This is a genomic window from Mycobacterium sp. E3247 (assembly GCF_001667785.1).
Lineage (GTDB): Bacteria > Actinomycetota > Actinomycetes > Mycobacteriales > Mycobacteriaceae > Mycobacterium.
This window is the reverse complement of sequence record NZ_LZJG01000320.1, coordinates 1-16897: the sequence shown is the minus strand read 5'-3', so window position 1 is coordinate 16897 and position 16897 is coordinate 1. Positions and strand designations below refer to the sequence as shown.

The window sequence follows — 16897 nt, the reverse complement described above, 5'->3', positions numbered from 1 at the left end:
CTACCGCGGTGACGTGGACGGGGATGGGGTCGGCGCCGCACTGCCCGCTGCCGCGGCCGGCGATCGGCCCGGGCACCTACAACCTCGTGGTGCAGCTGGGCAACCTGCGTTCGCAGCCGGTTCCGTTCATCATGAACCAGCCGCCCCCGCCGCCGGGCCCGGTGCCCGGGCCGATCGCCGGCCGCGGCAGCGGGCAGTGCGGCGCCGACCCCATCCCCGTCCACGTCACCGCGGTAGTCACCTGCTCGCCCGGGGTGAAGGTCTTGATCAGCGTCTCGTTGGACGGCGCGCAGTCCAGGTTGGACCACAGCCGCTTGTTGTCCAGCGAGTACACGTAGGCCGCCAGCACCGCGGCACCCACGTCGCGCTTGCAGGACACCAGGCCGATGTTGGTGACGACCATGGTGAACTTCGGCTGATCACCGATGAAGTATTGAGGCGCGTTGGTCAGGCCCTTGACGGCCAGCGTCGAATCGGGGCAGTCGTCGCCCTCTTTCAGCACCGGCGGCGGCTGCACCGCCGCGGTGGGGGTGGGCATCTCGGGGTTCTGCCCCTGCTGCGGCACAGCCGGGTTGGGCTGCTCCCCGGGGGCCGCCGGCGGAGGCGCCTGCGGGGCGGGCGAACCGGGCTTGCTCTGAGCGGAATTGGGCTTGTCGACACTGGCGGGCTTGGCGCCCGAGTTGTGTCCCATGAAGGCGATGACCGCGGCGACCACGATCCCGACGACGACGACCGCGACGCCCACGGCCAGGCCACGGCGCCGCCAATAGATCTCGGTGGGTAGCGGGCCACGCGGTTCCAGATCCAGCACGTTTGCAGCGTAGGCCCAGGTCACGCCGAGTTGCCTGACCCGCCCCGGCGTGTCGCGGGGTTTGCTGGCCGACCGTCGTGTTAGTGACAGGCCCAGAAAGTCGTTTACTCCCCGCTATTCGCCGATGTCGCCGACGTGGTCGACCAGCGCCGCCCGCCCGTCGGCCAGGTGGTAGGTGGCGCCGGCGACCGCCAGGGTGCCCTCGCCAATCCGCTCGGCGATCGCCGACGAACGCGACACGAGCTGGGCGATCGTTTCCCGCACATGCCGTTCCTCGAACTCGTCGACGCGGCTCAGCCCGTCCCGGCGGCCCATCAGGATCGAGGGCGCGACCCGCTCCACCACGTCGCGCACGAAACCACCGGGTATCGACCCTTCGTTGATGGCGGCCAGGGCGGCCTTGACGGCACCGCAGCTGTCGTGGCCCAGGACGACGATGAGCGGCACGTCGAGGACCGTCACGGCGAACTCGATGGAGCCCAGCACCGCCGAGTCGATGGCCTGTCCGGCGGTGCGCACCACGAACATGTCGCCCAGACCCTGGTCGAAGATGAGCTCGGCCGCCACCCGGCTGTCTGCGCAGCCGAACACGACCGCGGTCGGCTTCTGCCCACCGGCCAGGCTGGCCCTGTGTTCGACACTCTGGCTGGGATGCTGGGGCCTCCCGGCGACGAATCGCTCGTTACCCTCTTTGAGTGCTTTCCATGCGGTTACCGGACTGGTGTTAGGCATGGCTGACATCATGCCGCATCCGCTGGTAAACGGGCGGCCAAATATTTCAGCCGACGAGTTGCTCGACTGGTACGAACGATCCCGTCGCGACCTGCCTTGGCGGGGGCCCGGCGTCAGCGCGTGGCAGATCCTGGTCAGTGAATTCATGCTGCAGCAGACGCCGGTGTCGCGGGTGCTGCCGATCTGGTCGGACTGGGTGTCGCGCTGGCCCACCCCGTCGGCGACCGCGGCGGCCAGCGCGGCCGACGTGTTGCGGGCCTGGGGCAAGCTGGGTTACCCGAGGCGGGCGAAGCGCTTGCACGAATGCGCGACCGTCATCGCGCGCGAGCACGGCGATGTCGTCCCGGCCGAGGTCGACACCCTGCTGACCCTGCCCGGCATCGGCAGCTACACCGCGCGCGCCGTCGCCTGTTTCGCCTACCACCAACGGGTTCCGGTGGTGGACACCAACGTGCGCCGGGTCGTCGCTCGGGCCGTGCACGGGCGGGCGGATGCCGGGAACCCGTCCGCGACCCGCGACCACGCCGACGTGGACGCGCTGCTGCCGGTCGACGATGCGGCACCGCGGTTTTCGGTGGCACTGATGGAGCTGGGCGCGACGGTGTGCACGGCGCGGGCGCCGCGGTGCGGGTTGTGCCCGCTCACCCGGTGCGCGTGGCGGGACGCCGGCTACGCCCCGGCGCAGGGGCCGGCGCGGCGGGTGCAGACCTACGCCGGAACCGACCGTCAGGTCCGCGGCAGGTTGCTGGATGTGTTGCGCGCCAACGATTCCCCGGTGACGCGGGCGGAGCTAGACGTGGCGTGGCTGACCGACACCACCCAGCGCGACCGGGCACTGGATTCGCTGCTGGCCGACGGCCTGGTGACCCGGACGGCCGACGGCCGTTTCGCATTGCTGGGCGAAGCGTAGCCGGGGGTCAACGCTCGTCAGAGATCATTGCCGGCGTAGGACTGGTTGAAGCTCTTGTTGGCCAGCGGGAAGTCGGGGACGATCGTGTCGGCCATCGCAACCGGCAGCGCCGGCCAGTTGAACCACGACGGGTCGACGATCTTCGCGCGGGTGAGCCGAGCGGCGGGGTCGGTCTCGACGCGGTGCACGATGGTCCCGCGCCAGCCCTCGACGATGCCGATGCCGCTGCGGGGCATCCGCGGCGCCGATGCCTCGACGTCGTATTCGATTGGGCCGCAGTGTGATTCGATCAGGTGACACGCCAGTTCGGTGGACGCGGCGAATTCGTCGCGCCGCACGGTGTAGCGGGCCAGCACGTCACCCGCGGCGGCGCCGATCTCGGTGACGGGGAGCGCGACGGTGGGGTGTTCGACGCGGGCGTCCGTGCGCATGCCGCTCGCCCGCGCTACGTAGCCCAGGCAGCCGAGGGCGTGCGCGTCGTCGCGGTGCAGGGCGGCGGTCCCGGCGAACCGGTCGTACACCACGGTGTTGCCGAGCGTCAGTTCGGCGATCTCGGCGAGGTCGTCGGCGATCCGCCGCAGCGCGGCGACATCGGGCAGCGCCCGCAGTGTGACGGCGCCCGGGCGGACGGCGCCGCGCAGCAGCCGATGCCCGGTCACTGTGGCGTTGAGTCGCAACAACTCTTCGCGGATGCGTTGCGCGTGCGCGTTCGCGAGCGAAAAAGCGACGTCGTTGGCCAGTGCCCCCAAGTCGGCGGCGTGGTTGTAGAGCCGTTCGAGTTCGACCAGGAGTGCCCGCAACCGGTGCACTTCGTCGGGAAGTTCCATCCCGAGCGCGTCCTCGACGGCCAGACAGTGGGCGAGCGCGTGCCCGACGGAGGTGTCGCCGCTGACGCGTTCGGCCAGATCGACCGCGCCGCCGGCGGGCCGGCCGTGAAAAAGCTTCTCCATGCCCCGGTGGACGAACCACAAGCGGGCCTTGAGCCGCAGCACGGTTTCGCCGGCGACGGAGAACCGGAAATGGCCGGGTTCGATCAGTCCGGCGTGCACGGGACCCACCGGGATTTCGTAGACCCCGGGCCCCTCGACGGTGACAAACGGAAACCGGCCCGCACCATCGAATTCAGGGGCGGGCGGCGCGTCGCCGCGCATCGGGTACCACTCTTCGGGCCAGTGGGCGTGCCGCACCAGGCGGCGCGCCTTGGGATGCCCGACGCACCGGATTCCGTACAGGTCGGCCATTTCCCGCTCGAAGCGGCTGGCGGCGAACGACAGGTAGGCCAGCGATCCAACCACCGGATCATCCTTCGGCACAACGCATTCCAGCTCGACGCGGCGATCCGGCCACCCGGCCAGGAACAGGTAGACGACACGGAAGGCGGCGCCGTCGTCGTGCGCGGCCACCAGGCCCAGCCGAAACCCTCTGCCCAGCAGGTCCTCAGCCGTATCCGCCAGCCGGTCCTGGGACAGCCGGTGACGCTGCCATTGCGGCCTCACCGCGGTCCCCCGACCTCGCGGGCCGCGATCGTGAACAGGTCGGTGAGCGGGCCGGCGGTGACACCGAGGGTGATCGATGCGGCGATGCCGACGGCCAGGGCGGCCGCCACCGTTCGCGGGACCGCGATCCGTGGCGCGGCGCCCGGGCCGCCCAGCAGGATACGGCCCGCGTTGCGGGCCAGCGCGGCGAAGGCGATCGCGACCAGCAGCATGCCGGCGGCGAGGGCCCAGGTGAGCCGGGCGTCGGCGAGGGAACGGGCGATGGCCAGCTCGCTGGCGAACATCGCGAACGGCGGCAGGCCGAGCAGGACCACCACACCGACGGCCAGTGACACACCGATGAGGCGGGAACGCCTCAGCACCGCGGTGATGTCGGCGATCTTGGTCGAGTCGTGGGCGGCCTGCAGCTGGCCGCTCGCCAGGAAGAGCACCGTCTTGCCTATCCCGTGAGCCAGGACGTGCAGCAGCAGCGCGGCGATGGCCAGCGAGGTGCCGGCCGCCGCGGCGATTGCGATCAGTCCCATGTTCTCCATGGACGAATAGGCCAGCATGCGTTTGATGTCCGGTGTCACCGTCAGCATCAGCGCGGCGATTACCAGCGTCGCCAGCCCGATCACCAGCAGGCCCGACCGCATGAACGTGGGCCCGGTGGCGCCCGCGATGACCGGCTTGAGGCGAATCAACACCGAGAAGGCCACCGACAACAGCACCCCACTCATCAGCGCCGAAACCGGCGCCGGCGCCTGGCTGTGGGCGTCGGCCAACCAGGTGTGGAACGGGAACAACCCGGCCTTGGCACCGTAGCCGATGAGCAGCAATCCGCCCGCCAGCCGGGCGATGTCGCGATCGAGCCCGCCGGCGTGCGCCGCCAGCACGTCGAGGTTCAGGCGCTCGGCGGCCGGCGCGCCGGCATGCTCGGCGGCGTAATAGAGCAGCACCGTGCCCAGGAAGGCGACGGCGATGCCGACCGAGCAGATCACGACGTACTTCCAGGTCGCTTCGAGCGCGCTTCGGGTGCGGCGGTGTCCGACCAGGAAGGCGGTGATCACCGTGGTGGCCTCGATCGCGATCCAGATCACGCCGATGTTGTTGGCGCACACGGCGACAACCATCGCGGCCAAAAAGCCCGCCGTCAGGGCCCCGTACACCCGGGCCCCGCGCGAATCGGTGTGGCCGTGCGCGAGCTCGGCGTCGAGGTAGCCGATGCTGGCCCAGGTGGCCAGTGTGGCGACGATTCCGATGATGATCAGCATCGTGGCGGTGAGCGCGTCGACCCGCAACAGCCCGCCCAACGCCAACCGCGTGCCGGATCCGACATCGAACGCGAGCGCCGCGCCGCACGCCAGCACCGTCACCGCCGATCCGACGATCAGCGTCGCGGTCGCCCGGCGCCACCCGGCGACCAGAACGGCCACCGAGGCACTGACGGGGGTGAGGATCGCGGCGAGCAGTAAACCGGTCATCAGTCGTGCAGCTCCTGCAGCGCGTCCAGGTCGGCACCGCCGAAGGCGTGCGACAGCCGGCCCGTCAGCACGCCGATCACGATGACGGCGAACAACACGTCCAGCGAGGCGCCGAGTTCGACGATCAGCGGAACTCCGGCGGTGAGTAGGAACGCGGTGGCGGCGATCCCGTTGTCCAGCATGAGGAATCCCGCCGCCTGCGACACCGCGTGCCGCCGGGTGACCATCACGAGCAGGGCGATGAGCACCACCGCGGTGGCGGCCGGCACCGCGGTGGTCGTGGCGGCGGGCTGCAGGTTCACCAGGGGTCCGGTGGCGGCGAACGCGGCCAGCGTCAGCGCGGCGGTGATGAGCAGCGACGTGGCGGTGTTCACCAGTGGGGTGGCTTCCCGGCGCGACCGCGATTCGGCGCTGCCGGCGCGGGCCAGCAGCCGCGGCAGCACCGCAACCCGCAGGATCAGCACGGCCACGCCGACGCCGACGAGCGCGCGGTCGTGGTCGTACACCCCGCGCAGCACCGGGATGGCCGCCAGGGCGGCGCCCTGCCACGCCAGCAGCCGGATGATGGCGACCAGGTCGCGGCGCCACACGATCAGCACCGCGGCCAGCAGCAGGCCGCCCGCGGCGAGGTCGACCAGTACCGAGAACGTGCCGTACGTCATGCCGGCACCACGAAGAAGTTGGCGGCGACGACCGCGAGTAACGCCAACAGGAACGACCCGGCCAGCAACTCGGGGACCCGGAACAGCCGCAACTTGGCGACGAACACCTCGACGGTGGCCAGCAGTCCCGCCAGCACTGCGACCTTGACCGTCACCGCCGCGAGGCCGACGACAATGTCCACGGCGCCGGGCCGGCCGCCGGCAATGCCCCACGGCGCGAACAGGTTTGCCAGCAGCGCCAGCAGCACGGTGAGTCGCATCCCCGCCGCCCACTCGACCAGGGCCAGCCGCGGACCGGCGTATTCGAGGATCATCGCCTCGTGGACCATCGTCAGCTCGAGATGGGTGGCCGGGTTGTCCACCGGCAGCCGCCCGGTCTCGGCGACGATCACGATCACCAGCGCGGTGAAGGCCAGCACCGCGGCCAGCGACACCACCTGCCCGGGATGGGCGACCGTATGCGCCACCAGCGCACCGAGATTCGCCGATCCGGCCGGCATGGACAGGGCGAAGACCGCCAGCAAGATGGTGGGTTCGACGAGTGCGGCGATGGTGATCTCGCGGCTGGCGCCCATGCCGCCGAACGAGGTGCCGGTGTCGATGCCGGCCAGGGTCAGCGCGACGGTCCCGACGAACAGCAGTCCGACCACGGCGAACAGGTCGGCGCCGGCGTCCAGTGGCGATCCGGTGGCGACCAGCGGCGCGATCGCGGCGATCAGCAGTGTGGTCCCGGCGACGATAGCGGGTGCGGCCGCGAACACCAGCGTTGTGCCGCGTGGGGTGATCCGTTGTTTGCCAAGCTGTTTGATGATGTCGCGCCACGGCTGCAGGACGCCGCCGCCGACGCGGCCCTCCCACCGGGCGCGGACCTGCCGGGTCAGCCCGACCACCAGCGGCGCGCCGGCCAGCACGCCGCCGATCTGAGCCGCACCCGCGGCGTAGGACAGGGCGTTCATCGGGCGACCACCAGGACGATCAGCACACCGAGCGCGCCGTAGGCCAGGTACAGGTGCACGCTGCCCGGGTGGGCGCGGCGCACCAATCCGGCCGCGGCCGCGACCGCACGGATCACCGGCGGATATAAGCGTTCCTCGATCGCGTCGGCGATTCTGGTCCGGTAGGTGATCTTGTCGGCCAGATAACGCGACTCGGCGGTGTGGGTGACTTCGACGTCGGTGTCGGGGCGCAGCACGTCGTCGAAGATTCTTTGCAGCGGCTCGGCGAACGACGTGGCGGTGTACTGCATTCGAGACGTGAGATCGTTTGCGCCACAAGCCCATAGCGGCAGTGTGGCGGGCGCCGGGCGACGGCCGGACCGCCAACGGGCGAGCACGGCCGCGACCAGCGCGGCCAGCACGACGCCGGCCGCGATCACCCCGGGTGCGATCGACCCCGGCAGGCCGGGCAGCCGCACCACAGCGCCGATACCGCTGAATTGCACCGTCCGGGCCGCCGGGAGCGCCGCGATCGCCCGGCCCAGCGCGGGCCCGACGGCCGAGGGTGCCACCGCCAGCACCAGACAGGCCGCGGCCGCGATCCCCATCCCGGCCACCATGGTGCGCGGCGACTCCCGAGCCCGGGCGGCCCGCTCCGAGCGCGGCCGCGCCAAGAACCCGATCCCGAACGCCTTGACCATCGCCGCCACGCCGAGACCCGTGGTGAGCGCCACCGCGCCCACCGCCAGCGGCGTCGTCAACGCCAGGACGGCGGAATGCTCTCGCGCCGTGTGGATCAGCGACTGCAGCAGCAGCCACTCGCTGACGAATCCGGCGCCCAGCGGCAATCCGGATGCCCCCAGCGCGGCCACCCCGAACAGGATTGTCGTCGCCGGCATGCGGCGGGCCAGGCCGCCCAGCCGGTCCAGGTCGCGCAGCCCGGTCGCGGCCAACACCGATCCCGCGGCGAGGAATCCGAGGCTCTTGAACGCCGCGTGGGCGACGAGGTGCAGCATGCCGGCGGCCGCCGCGATCGTCGCCGGGCCGTTCGCGCCCGCGGCCGCGAACAGCGTGGCGCCGCCCAGCGCCAGGGTGATCAACCCGAGGTTCTCGGTCGTCGAATACGCCAGGAGCCGTTTGAGATCGGTGGCCACCGACGCCTGCACCACGCCGTAGAGGGCCGACAACCCGCCGACGACCATCATGGTCAGCCCCCACCAGCGCGGACCCGGGCCGAGCAGTTGCAGATCGACGCGGCAGATGCCGTAGACGCCGAGGTTGACCATCGCCGCGCTCATCAGCGCCGACACCGGGCTCGGCGCCTCCGGGTGGGCGCGCGGCAGCCACGCGTGCAGCGGCACCAGCCCCGCCTTCGAGCCGAAGCCCGCCAGGGTCAACAGGAACACCGCGGTGCACGCGCCCTGGGGTATCCGGTGCAAGTCGGCGAACCGGTCCGCCGCGCCGGCAGCCGACAACACCATCAGGCCGACCAGGATCGCCACGAAGCCCAACTGGGTCATCACCGCGTACACCAACGCAGCGGAACGGACCTCCGGCCGAGTGTGGTGGGCGAGCACCAACACCAGAGACGCGACCGCCATCAACTCCCACACCAGCAGGAAGGTGGTGACCGACGCCGCCGCCGGCACCAGCAACATCGCCGCGACAAACGCCGGAAGCACCGCCAGGGTGACCGGCCCCAGCTGCTCGCGCCGGGCATACCCGATCGTGTACAGCCCGGCCACGATTGCGACGGCTCCCGTGAGCGCCATGAAGAATCCGCCCAGCGGATCGAGGCTGAGCTCGACGCCCGACAACGGAAGCAACCACCCGATGCGGACGGCGCGCACCGGACCGAACATTCCCAGCGCGCCGGCCCACACCCCGCCGGCACCCAGCAGCGCGGTCAGCGCGCCCGCACAGACGGGCGCGGGGGCGTTGCGGCGCAACACGTCTGGGGCGGGCACCGCGCGGGTGGCCAACGCCGCGGTCATTTGCCGGTCACCGCCCGCAGGGCCGCGACGATCTCGCTCGGCGACGGCGGGCAGCCCGGGATTTCCATGTCCACCTGCACCAGCTCGCCGACCGCGCCCGCCACGCCATAGGCGCCGGCGAAGACCCCTCGGTTGATGGCGCAGTCCCCGCACGCGATCACCCGACGCGGCAACGGGGTGGCCTCGATCGTGGCCCGCAACGGGCCGGCCATGTTGTGCGTCACGACGCCGGTCACCAGCAGCGCATCCGCGTGCCGCGGCGACGCCACCAGGCGGGCACCGAACCGCTCGGCGTCATACACCGGCCCGAACGCGCCCGAGATCTCCACCTCGCACCCGTTGCAGGACCCCGCGTCGACGTGGCGGATCTGGAGCGAACCGCGCACTCCGGCAGGCGGATTGGTCGCCGGCGCCGGCGCGGGCGGCGCGGGTTCGGCGATTCGGCCGACCTTCAAGGCTTTGCTGAACCAGCCCATGCGCGCTACTCCGCACCGCCGGACCGCAGGTCCTCCAGCATCGCCACACGGTCGCTGAGCACGCCGGTGAGAACCTTGCGCGCCACCATCAACAGTTCGGCGATGTCCGGTGAGGCGATCGAATAGATCATCGTGTTGCCGTCGCGCAGCGCGTCGACCACACCGGCCCGGCGCATGACGCCGAGCTGCTGGGACAGGTTCGAGGCTTCGAGCCCGACCTCCGGCAGTAATTCGGCGACCGACTTGTCGCCCGTCACCAGCAGCTCCAGGATCCGGATCCGCGCTGGATGCCCCAGGGTCTTGAAGAACTCCGCCTTGAGCTTGTACAGCGGCTCCGTCACGATCCTGCTCCTGAAGACTACGAACTTCCTACGTTTGAACGATTGAAGAATTTATCATATTGTGCTGCGGCGTTCACGTCGAGCGAGCTGGATCGCCGGTGTTCAGTCGCGCGCGGGCAACGTCGTCAAGAAAGACTCGACCGCCTCGCGGTACGCCCGCGGCGCTTCGTCGTGGATCAGGTGACCGGCGTCTTCGACATGCAAATACTTTGCGGCGGGCTGGGTTTCGGCCATCTCGCGCATCTGCCCCGCCGGTGTGACCGAATGGCCCGCCTCGATGAGCAGCGCCGGGGCGCGCACCGCCCGCCACTGCTCCCAGAAGTCGCGGGTGCCCCATTCGGCGGCGATCTCGATCCACCGGGCGGGGTGACCGTGCAGGCGCCACCCGGTGGCGGTCCGGTCGAAGGCCTCCAGGAAGTACCGCCCCGCGACGGGCCCGAACTCCTCGATCACCCGCTCCGCGGAGTCGAACTCGACCGGAAGGGCGTGCAGCCACGGCTCCCACGGACCGGTGGTGCGCCCGCGAAAGTCCGGGGCCATGTCCTCGAGGACCAGCGCGGACACCAGTTCGGGATGCTGCGCGGCCAGACACCACGAGTGCAGGGCGCCCATCGAATGGCCGAGAAGCCTGACCGGCGCCTGTAGCGTGCGCACGGCGTCGGCCAGGTCGGCGACGAACCGTTCGGTGCTGATCGGGTGCGGGTCGTCGACGTCACGACCCCGATGCCACAAGGCGTCGTAGGTGTACACCGCACCCAGTCGGGTCAGCCACGGCAATTGCCGTGACCACGTGGTGCCGCGCCCCATCAGGCCATGCACCAGCACCAACGGCTCACCTTGCCCCCCGCGGCAAGACAGCAGATCATCGGGCATGTCACCATCCTGCGTGCGCCGCCCTGCGGTCGGACAGGCGGGGCGAGAGGGTAGCCTAGCGGCATGTCGCCAGTGGTGAAGATCAACGCAATCGAGGTACCCGCCGACGCCGGCCCCGAGCTGGAGAAGCGGTTCGCACACCGGGCGCACGCGGTCGACAACCAGCCCGGCTTCCTCGGGTTTCAGCTGCTCCGCCCGATCAAGGGCGAGAACCGCTACTTCGTCGTGACGCAGTGGGAGTCCGAGGAGGCGTTTCAGGCGTGGGCGCAGGGACCCGCCATCGCGGCCCACGCCGGTGAACGGGCGAACCCGGTGGCGACCGGGGCATCGCTGCTGGAATTCGAGGTTGTGATGGACGTTGCCGGCAGCAAGCAGGCTGGCTAGCGGGTTCTCGGCCCGGCGCCGTGCGGTGGCGTTGAGTGCCGCCGCCGCCTTGGCAGTGACGTTCGCGCCCGGTTGCGCGTCCTCTCACTCCCCCCAGGCGAACGCGGCCAATCCCGGCCGCCAGATCGACGTCCGCACCCCACCGGGCATTCGGGCCCAGCAGACGCTGGACATGCTCAACTCGGACTGGCCGATCGGCCCGGTCGGCGTCGGCACCCTGGCCGCGCCGGACATGGTCAAGCCGGTGGAGACCACCATGGAGGCACTGTGGTGGGACCGTCCGTTCGCCCTCGACGGCGTGGATCTTGGCGCCAGCGTGGCGACCCTGCACCTGACGTCGTCCTACGGTGCGCGCCAAGACATCCGCATCCACACCGACGACGGTGGCTGGGTCGATCGGTTCGAGCTCGAGACGCAGGCGCCGAAGATCAACTCGTGGCATGACATCGACGCGGTGTTGAGCAAGACCGGCGCCCGCTACTCCTACCAGGTCGCCAAGGTCGACAACGGGCACTGCGACCCGGTCGCGGGGACCAACACCGGTGAATCTCTGCCCCTGGCATCGATTTTCAAGTTGTACGTGCTGCACGCCGTGGCGGGCGCCGTCCAGGCCGGCACCGTCTCCTGGGACGATCAGCTGACCGTCACCGACAAGAGCCGGGCGGTGGGCTCGTCCGGTTTGGCTTTGCCTGCCGGAGCGCAGGTTTCGGTTCGGACGGCCGCCGAGAAGATGATCGCGACGAGCGACAACATGGCGACCGATCTGCTGATCGGACGGCTGGGCACGCACGCCATCGAGGAAGCGCTCGCCACCGCCGGTCACCACGACCCGGCCGGCATGACGCCGTTCCCCACGATGTACGAGCTGTTCTCGGTGGGCTGGGGCAAGCCCGATCTGCGCGAGCAGTGGCAGCACGGGTCTCCGCAAGTGCGGGCCCGACTGCTGGCGCAGGCGAATGAAACCCCCTACGAACCGGATCCGACGCGCGCCCACACCCCGGCGTCGTCGTATGGCGCGGAGTGGTACGGCAACGCCGAGGACATCTGCCGGATCCATACGGCCCTGCAGGCCGACGCCGTGGGCAGGGCCGCACCGGTCAAGCAGATCCTCTCCGCGGTGTCGGGCATTCAGCTGGACCGCAACGTCTGGCCATACATCGGCGCGAAAGCCGGTGGGCTGCCGGGTGATCTGACCTTCAGCTGGTACGCCGTCGACAAGACGCAGCAGCCGTACGTGGTGAGCTTCCAGCTCAACTGGCCGCGCGACCACGGGCCGACCGTGACCGGGTGGATGCTGCAGGTCGCCAAGCAGGCCTTCGCGCTGATCGCGCCGCGATAACGGTAAGAGGAGCAGCGCCCGACGCCCAGTGCCGACGCGTTGTGACGCACACCACAGGCCAGCCGGGACTTTTGGCCCTTCCGACGAGTGTGCCGCCCGACGAGACTGCAGAACTTGCCAGAGTCGAGGTCCGAACGGAAAAGAGGTGGGGCGGTTGTCTGTGCAGATGCGCCACGATCGGCGGCAACTGAAAGTGGCTGCGTCTCACGACGTTCTCGACCGCACAGACGCGTGCGGTGGCACACGGTGACCGGGGACTCGGCAGCGCTGGCACCGCGCCGCGAGGTGATCCAACTCGATGAATTCGAGGCGATGCGGCTGCTGGCCAGCGTCGACCATGGGCGGGTGGTGTTCAACGACAAGGCCTTGCCCACGATCCGCCTGGTCAATCATCTCGTCGACGACGGACGGATCATCGTCCGCACCCGCCTGGCGGCCAAGGTTTCCACCGTGGTGCGATCGGGTGCCAACGCCGGTGTGGTGATGGCCTATGAAGTCGACCGCCTCGACGCCGAGCGGCGGGCGGGCTGGAGCGTGGCGGTCACCGGGTGGGCGACCACGATCACCGACCCCGAGCAACTCGCGCGCTACGAACAACTTCTCCACCCGTGGGTGAACATGACCATGGACACCATGATCGCGATCCAACCGGAGATCATAACCGGCATCCGCATCGTCGACGGCGTCCACGAATAGCCGATTCGTCGCGCCGCTGATGGCGACTACCGGCGGAGCGTCCAACAGCCGCCGCGGTAATGCAGCGCGGTGCGGCTGACCGGCGCAATGTCCATCCGCCAGAACGATTTCGCGGGGGCGTCGAGCGCCAGCAGGATCACCGCCCGGATCACCGCGGGGTGCGTCACCGCGACGGTGGCCGCCGCGTTCTCGGTCAACGAGTCCAGCCATCGGTCCACCCGCTGGATCAGGTCGGCGATCGACTCGCCGCCATGCGGAGAGCGGGCCGGATCGGTCAGCCAGACCATCAGGTCGCCGCGCGGCACGTCCTGTAGCCTCTTGCCCTGCCAGGGGCCGCAATTCAGGTCGGCCAGCCGCGGATCCACGGTGGCGTCCAATCCCAGCAAGTCCGCCGTTTGCCGGGCGCGTCCCTCGGGCCCGGTGAAATGGCATGCACCGCAGCGGAATTCATAACCAGCGGCTTCGGCCTGGCGACGCCCGACGTCGTTGAGGGGTTCATCACCGGGGAAACGCGCGGCGGCCATCGCGTCGGTCATCGCGTGCGCCACCAGTGTCAGCCGGACGACCTCCGTCACCCGGCGATGCTCGCCGCCCGGCCGCTCCCGGTGCGCTCCCCGAGCAGTCGCCCGGCGAGCGTCGCGAACACCACGCCGATGGTCACCCACAACACCAGCTGCGCGGCCAGTGCCAACAGCCTGAACTCGTACAGGACGCCGGCAGGAAAGCCCGGATAGACGATCGCCCCCGAGGTGTCGCGCAGCGGTTCGGGTGTCTCGTCGACGCTCGGGAGCAGCACCATCACCACCGCGACCGCCGCGACGTATGCGCCGGCCGCCAGCAGCCGCCCGTGCCACGCGCCGAACCGGGTGGCCAGCAACCGCGCCAGCCACACCGCGGCGAGGGCCAGCACCACCGACGCCAGCACCATCACCAGGTACCAGCCGGTGCGCGTCCCGACGGTGTCCGCTTGCCCCACCGCCGGTGGATTCGGCGGATACTTCACGAACGGCACCAGGTAGACCGCGACGAACGCCGCCGCCGCGAGCAACAGCGAAAGCGCTCGCACCCCAACATCTTTGGCGCGCGCCATGACCACGCAGAACAGCACCGCGAACAGCGCGCCCACCGCGACACCGAAGATCAGCACACCGAAACCCAGCCCGGCGTTGGACTGCACCCCACGGCTGAACAATTCGGCGCCGTGCTCGTGCACGCCATGGGCGTTCTCGGCGTCGGCTCGGCCGTCCTCGAAAGCGATCGCGCGACCGATCACCGGCTCGGCGCACAGGCGGGCGAAGACGAAAGCCAGCGCCGCACCGATCGCGCCCGCCAGCAGGCCGCGCCCGATCAGACGCTTCTCCACGGGATCAGTGGCAAGGGAAGCCGAGCAGATGGCGCGCGTCGTGCAGGAACTCGTGCACGTGCGAATCACCGCCGAACAGCGACACGGCGCCCTGTTCGACGCCGACGAAGTACAGCGCCATCAGCGCCAGGAACGCCGTCGCGGTCAACCAGAGCGCGGCGCTGACCGCCGACAGGTCAACGGATCGGACACGGACAACTCGCTGGCGATTGGACACCGTCGGCTCCTTCTGGGGATTGCGCGTCCCCGTTGGCTACGACGAGTTTCGGGTCTGACTGTGGACAGTGGCGCGACCGTTCTGGAATTTCACCAGATTCCGTTACTCGTCAGGGCAGACGTCAGTAAACCACGGGCGGCCGGACAAGCGAAACGGGCGGTGGTCCCGTCAGAGACCAGTCCGGTGGTGGCGATCCGCTTCGCCCGGCTCCGCCGCGCTCGCGATCGCCACGCCGCCCGTTTCGAATTGTGCCTACGGCGTTTCGGGCGCGGCGTGCGCCCCGGCCTTCGCCAGGTCCGGCTCGGCCGGCGGCTTGCGGGCCCCGGTGAAGGTGAACACCGCGTCCTCGCCGGCGCTCTCGCCGTCCCAGTTGTCCACGTCGACCGTGACCACCTGTCCCGGCCCGACCTCTTCGAACAGGATCTTCTCCGACAGCTGGTCCTCGATCTCGCGCTGGATGGTGCGCCGCAACGGACGGGCGCCCAGCACCGGGTCGAAGCCGCGCTTGGCCAGCAACGCCTTGGCCTTGTCGGTCAGCTCCAGAGCCATGTCTTTGGTCTTGAGCTGGTTGGCGACCCGGCTGATCATCAGGTCGACCATCTTGATGATCTCGTCCTTGGTCAGCTGGTGGAAGACGATGATGTCGTCGATGCGGTTGAGGAACTCCGGGCGGAAGTGCTTCTTCAGCTCGTCGTTGACCTTCTGCTTCATCCGCTCGTAGTTGTTCTCACCGCCACCCTGGGTGAAGCCCAGGCCGACCGGCTTGGAGATGTCGGACGTACCGAGGTTCGAGGTGAAGATCAGCACGGTGTTCTTGAAGTCCACCGTGCGCCCCTGGCCGTCGGTGAGCCGGCCGTCCTCGAGGACCTGCAACAGGCTGTTGTAGATCTCCTGGTGCGCCTTCTCGATCTCGTCGAACAGCACCACCGAGAACGGCTTGCGCCGCACCTTCTCGGTCAGCTGGCCGCCCTCCTCGTAGCCGACGTATCCCGGCGGGGCGCCGAACAGCCGCGACGCGGTGAACCGGTCGTGGAACTCGCCCATGTCGATCTGGATGAGCGCGTCGTCGTCGCCGAACAGGAAGTTGGCCAGCGCCTTGGACAGCTCGGTCTTACCGACGCCGGACGGGCCGGCGAAGATGAACGAGCCCGACGGGCGCTTGGGGTCCTTCAACCCGGCGCGGGTGCGGCGGATCGCCTTGGAGACGGCCTTGACGGCGTCCTCCTGGCCGATGATCCGCTTGTGCAGCTCGTCCTCCATCCGCAGCAGGCGGGTGGTCTCGGCCTCGGTCAGCTTGAACACGGGGATACCGGTCCAGTTGCCCAGCACCTCGGCGATCTGCTCGTCGTCGACCTCGGCGACCACGTCGAGGTCGCCGGAGCGCCACTGCTTTTCGCGCTCGGCCCGCTGGGCCACCAGTTGCTTCTCCCGGTCGCGCAGGCTGGCGGCCTTCTCGAAGTCCTGCGCGTCGATCGCGGACTCCTTCTCCCGGCGCGCGTCGGCGATCTTCTCGTCGAACTCACGCAGGTCTGGCGGCGCGGTCATCCGGCGGATCCGCATCCTCGCACCCGCCTCGTCGATCAGGTCGATCGCCTTGTCCGGCAGGAACCGGTCGTTGATGTAGCGGTCGGCCAGCGTGGCGGCAGCCACCAGCGCCGCGTCGGAGATCGACACCCGGTGGTGCGCCTCGTAGCGGTCGCGCAGCCCCTTGAGGATCTCGATGGTGTGCTCCACCGTCGGCTCCCCCACCTGCACCGGCTGGAAGCGGCGCTCCAGGGCGGCGTCCTTCTCGATGTACTTGCGGTACTCGTCGAGCGTGGTGGCGCCGATGGTCTGCAGCTCGCCGCGGGCCAGCTTGGGCTTGAGGATGCTCGCGGCGTCGATCGCGCCCTCGGCGGCACCGGCACCGACGAGCGTGTGCAGCTCGTCGATGAACAGGATGATGTCGCCGCGCGTGTTGATCTCCTTGAGCACCTTCTTCAGGCGCTCCTCGAAGTCACCGCGGTAGCGCGAGCCGGCCACCAACGAACCCAGGTCGAGGGTGTAGAGCTGCTTGTCCTTCAGCGTCTCCGGCACCTGACCGTGCACGATGGCCTGCGCCAGGCCCTCGACGACGGCGGTCTTGCCGACGCCGGGCTCGCCGATCAGCACCGGGTTGTTCTTGGTGCGCCGGCTCAGCACCTGCATGACCCGCTCGATTTCCTT

General features: G+C 69.8%; 17 protein-coding genes and 1 pseudogene. 4 read left to right on the top strand and 14 right to left on the bottom strand.

Going from position 1 to position 16897, the window contains the following annotated elements:
* Positions 1-160: 160 nt before the first annotated feature.
* A pseudogene (locus tag A9X04_RS17610) lies at positions 161-811 on the bottom strand (hypothetical protein); the annotation flags it as partial.
* Positions 812-925: 114 nt separating this feature from the next.
* The gene (locus A9X04_RS17605) at positions 926-1543 is read right to left on the bottom strand and encodes a carbonic anhydrase (protein ID WP_067923066.1); all 618 of its coding nucleotides are present in this window, start codon (positions 1541-1543) and stop codon (positions 926-928) included.
* Here A9X04_RS17605 and A9X04_RS17600 point away from each other — a divergent pair.
* Complete coding sequence (locus tag A9X04_RS17600) at positions 1542-2453, top strand: A/G-specific adenine glycosylase (protein WP_067923053.1); 912 nt, start codon at positions 1542-1544, stop codon at positions 2451-2453. The two genes, A9X04_RS17605 and A9X04_RS17600, sit on opposite strands and share 2 nt — an antisense overlap.
* Before the next feature lie 17 nt (positions 2454-2470).
* On the opposite strand, the gene A9X04_RS17595 is transcribed toward A9X04_RS17600, so the two are convergent.
* From A9X04_RS17595 to A9X04_RS17560, 8 genes are all read right to left on the bottom strand, one after another.
* Entirely contained in the window at positions 2471-3949 is a 1479-nt protein-coding gene (locus A9X04_RS17595) for an NADH-quinone oxidoreductase subunit C (RefSeq protein ID WP_067923050.1), read from the bottom strand.
* Positions 3946-5412 carry a proton-conducting transporter membrane subunit gene (locus tag A9X04_RS17590; protein WP_067923047.1) on the bottom strand — a complete coding sequence of 489 codons (1467 nt, stop codon included), beginning with the start codon at positions 5410-5412 and terminating at the stop codon, positions 3946-3948. Before A9X04_RS17590 ends, A9X04_RS17595 begins: the two co-directional genes overlap by 4 nt.
* Positions 5412-6074, bottom strand: coding sequence for a hypothetical protein (locus A9X04_RS17585; protein WP_067923044.1), 663 nt, complete (start codon positions 6072-6074; stop codon positions 5412-5414). Before A9X04_RS17585 ends, A9X04_RS17590 begins: the two co-directional genes overlap by 1 nt.
* Positions 6071-7021 (bottom strand): respiratory chain complex I subunit 1 family protein, encoded by a 951-nt coding sequence (locus tag A9X04_RS17580; RefSeq protein ID WP_067923059.1) that lies wholly within the window; start codon positions 7019-7021, stop codon positions 6071-6073. Before A9X04_RS17580 ends, A9X04_RS17585 begins: the two co-directional genes overlap by 4 nt.
* 5 nt (positions 7022-7026) lie before the next feature.
* A complete protein-coding gene (locus A9X04_RS17575; RefSeq protein ID WP_082975070.1) occupies positions 7027-9003 on the bottom strand; it encodes a proton-conducting transporter membrane subunit in 1977 nt (658 codons plus the stop codon).
* Positions 9000-9479 (bottom strand): NADH-quinone oxidoreductase subunit B family protein, encoded by a 480-nt coding sequence (locus A9X04_RS17570; protein WP_067923041.1) that lies wholly within the window; start codon positions 9477-9479, stop codon positions 9000-9002. The genes A9X04_RS17575 and A9X04_RS17570 overlap by 4 nt, the downstream gene beginning before the upstream one ends.
* Before the next feature lie 5 nt (positions 9480-9484).
* Positions 9485-9823: a lsr2/espR transcriptional regulator gene (locus tag A9X04_RS17565; protein WP_156764399.1), complete on the bottom strand. Its 339-nt coding sequence runs from the start codon at positions 9821-9823 to the stop codon at positions 9485-9487.
* A gap of 99 nt (positions 9824-9922) precedes the next feature.
* A complete protein-coding gene (locus tag A9X04_RS17560) occupies positions 9923-10693 on the bottom strand; it encodes an alpha/beta fold hydrolase (RefSeq protein ID WP_067923035.1) in 771 nt (256 codons plus the stop codon).
* Positions 10694-10756: 63 nt separating this feature from the next.
* Between A9X04_RS17560 and mhuD the strand changes: the two genes are divergently transcribed.
* The 3 genes from mhuD (at position 10757) to A9X04_RS17545 (ending at position 13112) form a co-directional block, all read left to right on the top strand.
* On the top strand, positions 10757-11077 hold the full coding sequence (mhuD, locus tag A9X04_RS17555; RefSeq protein WP_067923032.1) for a mycobilin-forming heme oxygenase MhuD: 321 nt from the start codon (positions 10757-10759) through the stop codon (positions 11075-11077).
* Entirely contained in the window at positions 11052-12416 is a 1365-nt protein-coding gene (locus A9X04_RS17550) for a serine hydrolase (protein ID WP_067923029.1), read from the top strand. The genes mhuD and A9X04_RS17550 overlap by 26 nt, the downstream gene beginning before the upstream one ends.
* Positions 12417-12662: 246 nt before the next feature.
* A complete protein-coding gene (locus A9X04_RS17545; RefSeq protein WP_067923056.1) occupies positions 12663-13112 on the top strand; it encodes a pyridoxamine 5'-phosphate oxidase family protein in 450 nt (149 codons plus the stop codon).
* A 26-nt stretch (positions 13113-13138) separates the two neighbouring features.
* Here A9X04_RS17545 and A9X04_RS17540 read toward each other — a convergent pair whose 3' ends face one another.
* The 4 genes from A9X04_RS17540 to clpC1 all read right to left on the bottom strand — a co-directional run.
* The gene (locus A9X04_RS17540) at positions 13139-13687 is read right to left on the bottom strand and encodes a histidine phosphatase family protein (protein ID WP_067923026.1); all 549 of its coding nucleotides are present in this window, start codon (positions 13685-13687) and stop codon (positions 13139-13141) included.
* A complete protein-coding gene (locus A9X04_RS17535; protein WP_067923023.1) occupies positions 13684-14475 on the bottom strand; it encodes a CbtA family protein in 792 nt (263 codons plus the stop codon). Before A9X04_RS17535 ends, A9X04_RS17540 begins: the two co-directional genes overlap by 4 nt.
* A gap of 4 nt (positions 14476-14479) precedes the next feature.
* The gene (locus tag A9X04_RS17530; RefSeq protein ID WP_067923020.1) at positions 14480-14692 is read right to left on the bottom strand and encodes a CbtB-domain containing protein; all 213 of its coding nucleotides are present in this window, start codon (positions 14690-14692) and stop codon (positions 14480-14482) included.
* 252 nt (positions 14693-14944) lie between these two features.
* On the bottom strand, positions 14945-16897 hold a 1953-nt coding region (gene clpC1 / locus A9X04_RS17525), incomplete at its 5' end, for an ATP-dependent protease ATP-binding subunit ClpC (protein WP_067923017.1).

Coding starts and splice junctions, on each gene's coding strand:
- A9X04_RS17605 (WP_067923066.1), bottom strand. CDS start 1,543: ATGCCTAACACCAGTCCGGTAACCGCATGGAAAGCACTCAAAGAGGGT.
- A9X04_RS17585 (WP_067923044.1), bottom strand. CDS start 6,074: ATGACGTACGGCACGTTCTCGGTACTGGTCGACCTCGCCGCGGGCGGC.
- mhuD (WP_067923032.1), top strand. CDS start 10,757: ATGTCGCCAGTGGTGAAGATCAACGCAATCGAGGTACCCGCCGACGCC.
- A9X04_RS17570 (WP_067923041.1), bottom strand. CDS start 9,479: ATGGGCTGGTTCAGCAAAGCCTTGAAGGTCGGCCGAATCGCCGAACCC.
- A9X04_RS17575 (WP_082975070.1), bottom strand. CDS start 9,003: ATGACCGCGGCGTTGGCCACCCGCGCGGTGCCCGCCCCAGACGTGTTG.
- A9X04_RS17560 (WP_067923035.1), bottom strand. CDS start 10,693: ATGCCCGATGATCTGCTGTCTTGCCGCGGGGGGCAAGGTGAGCCGTTG.
- A9X04_RS17600 (WP_067923053.1), top strand. CDS start 1,542: ATGGCTGACATCATGCCGCATCCGCTGGTAAACGGGCGGCCAAATATT.
- A9X04_RS17590 (WP_067923047.1), bottom strand. CDS start 5,412: ATGACCGGTTTACTGCTCGCCGCGATCCTCACCCCCGTCAGTGCCTCG.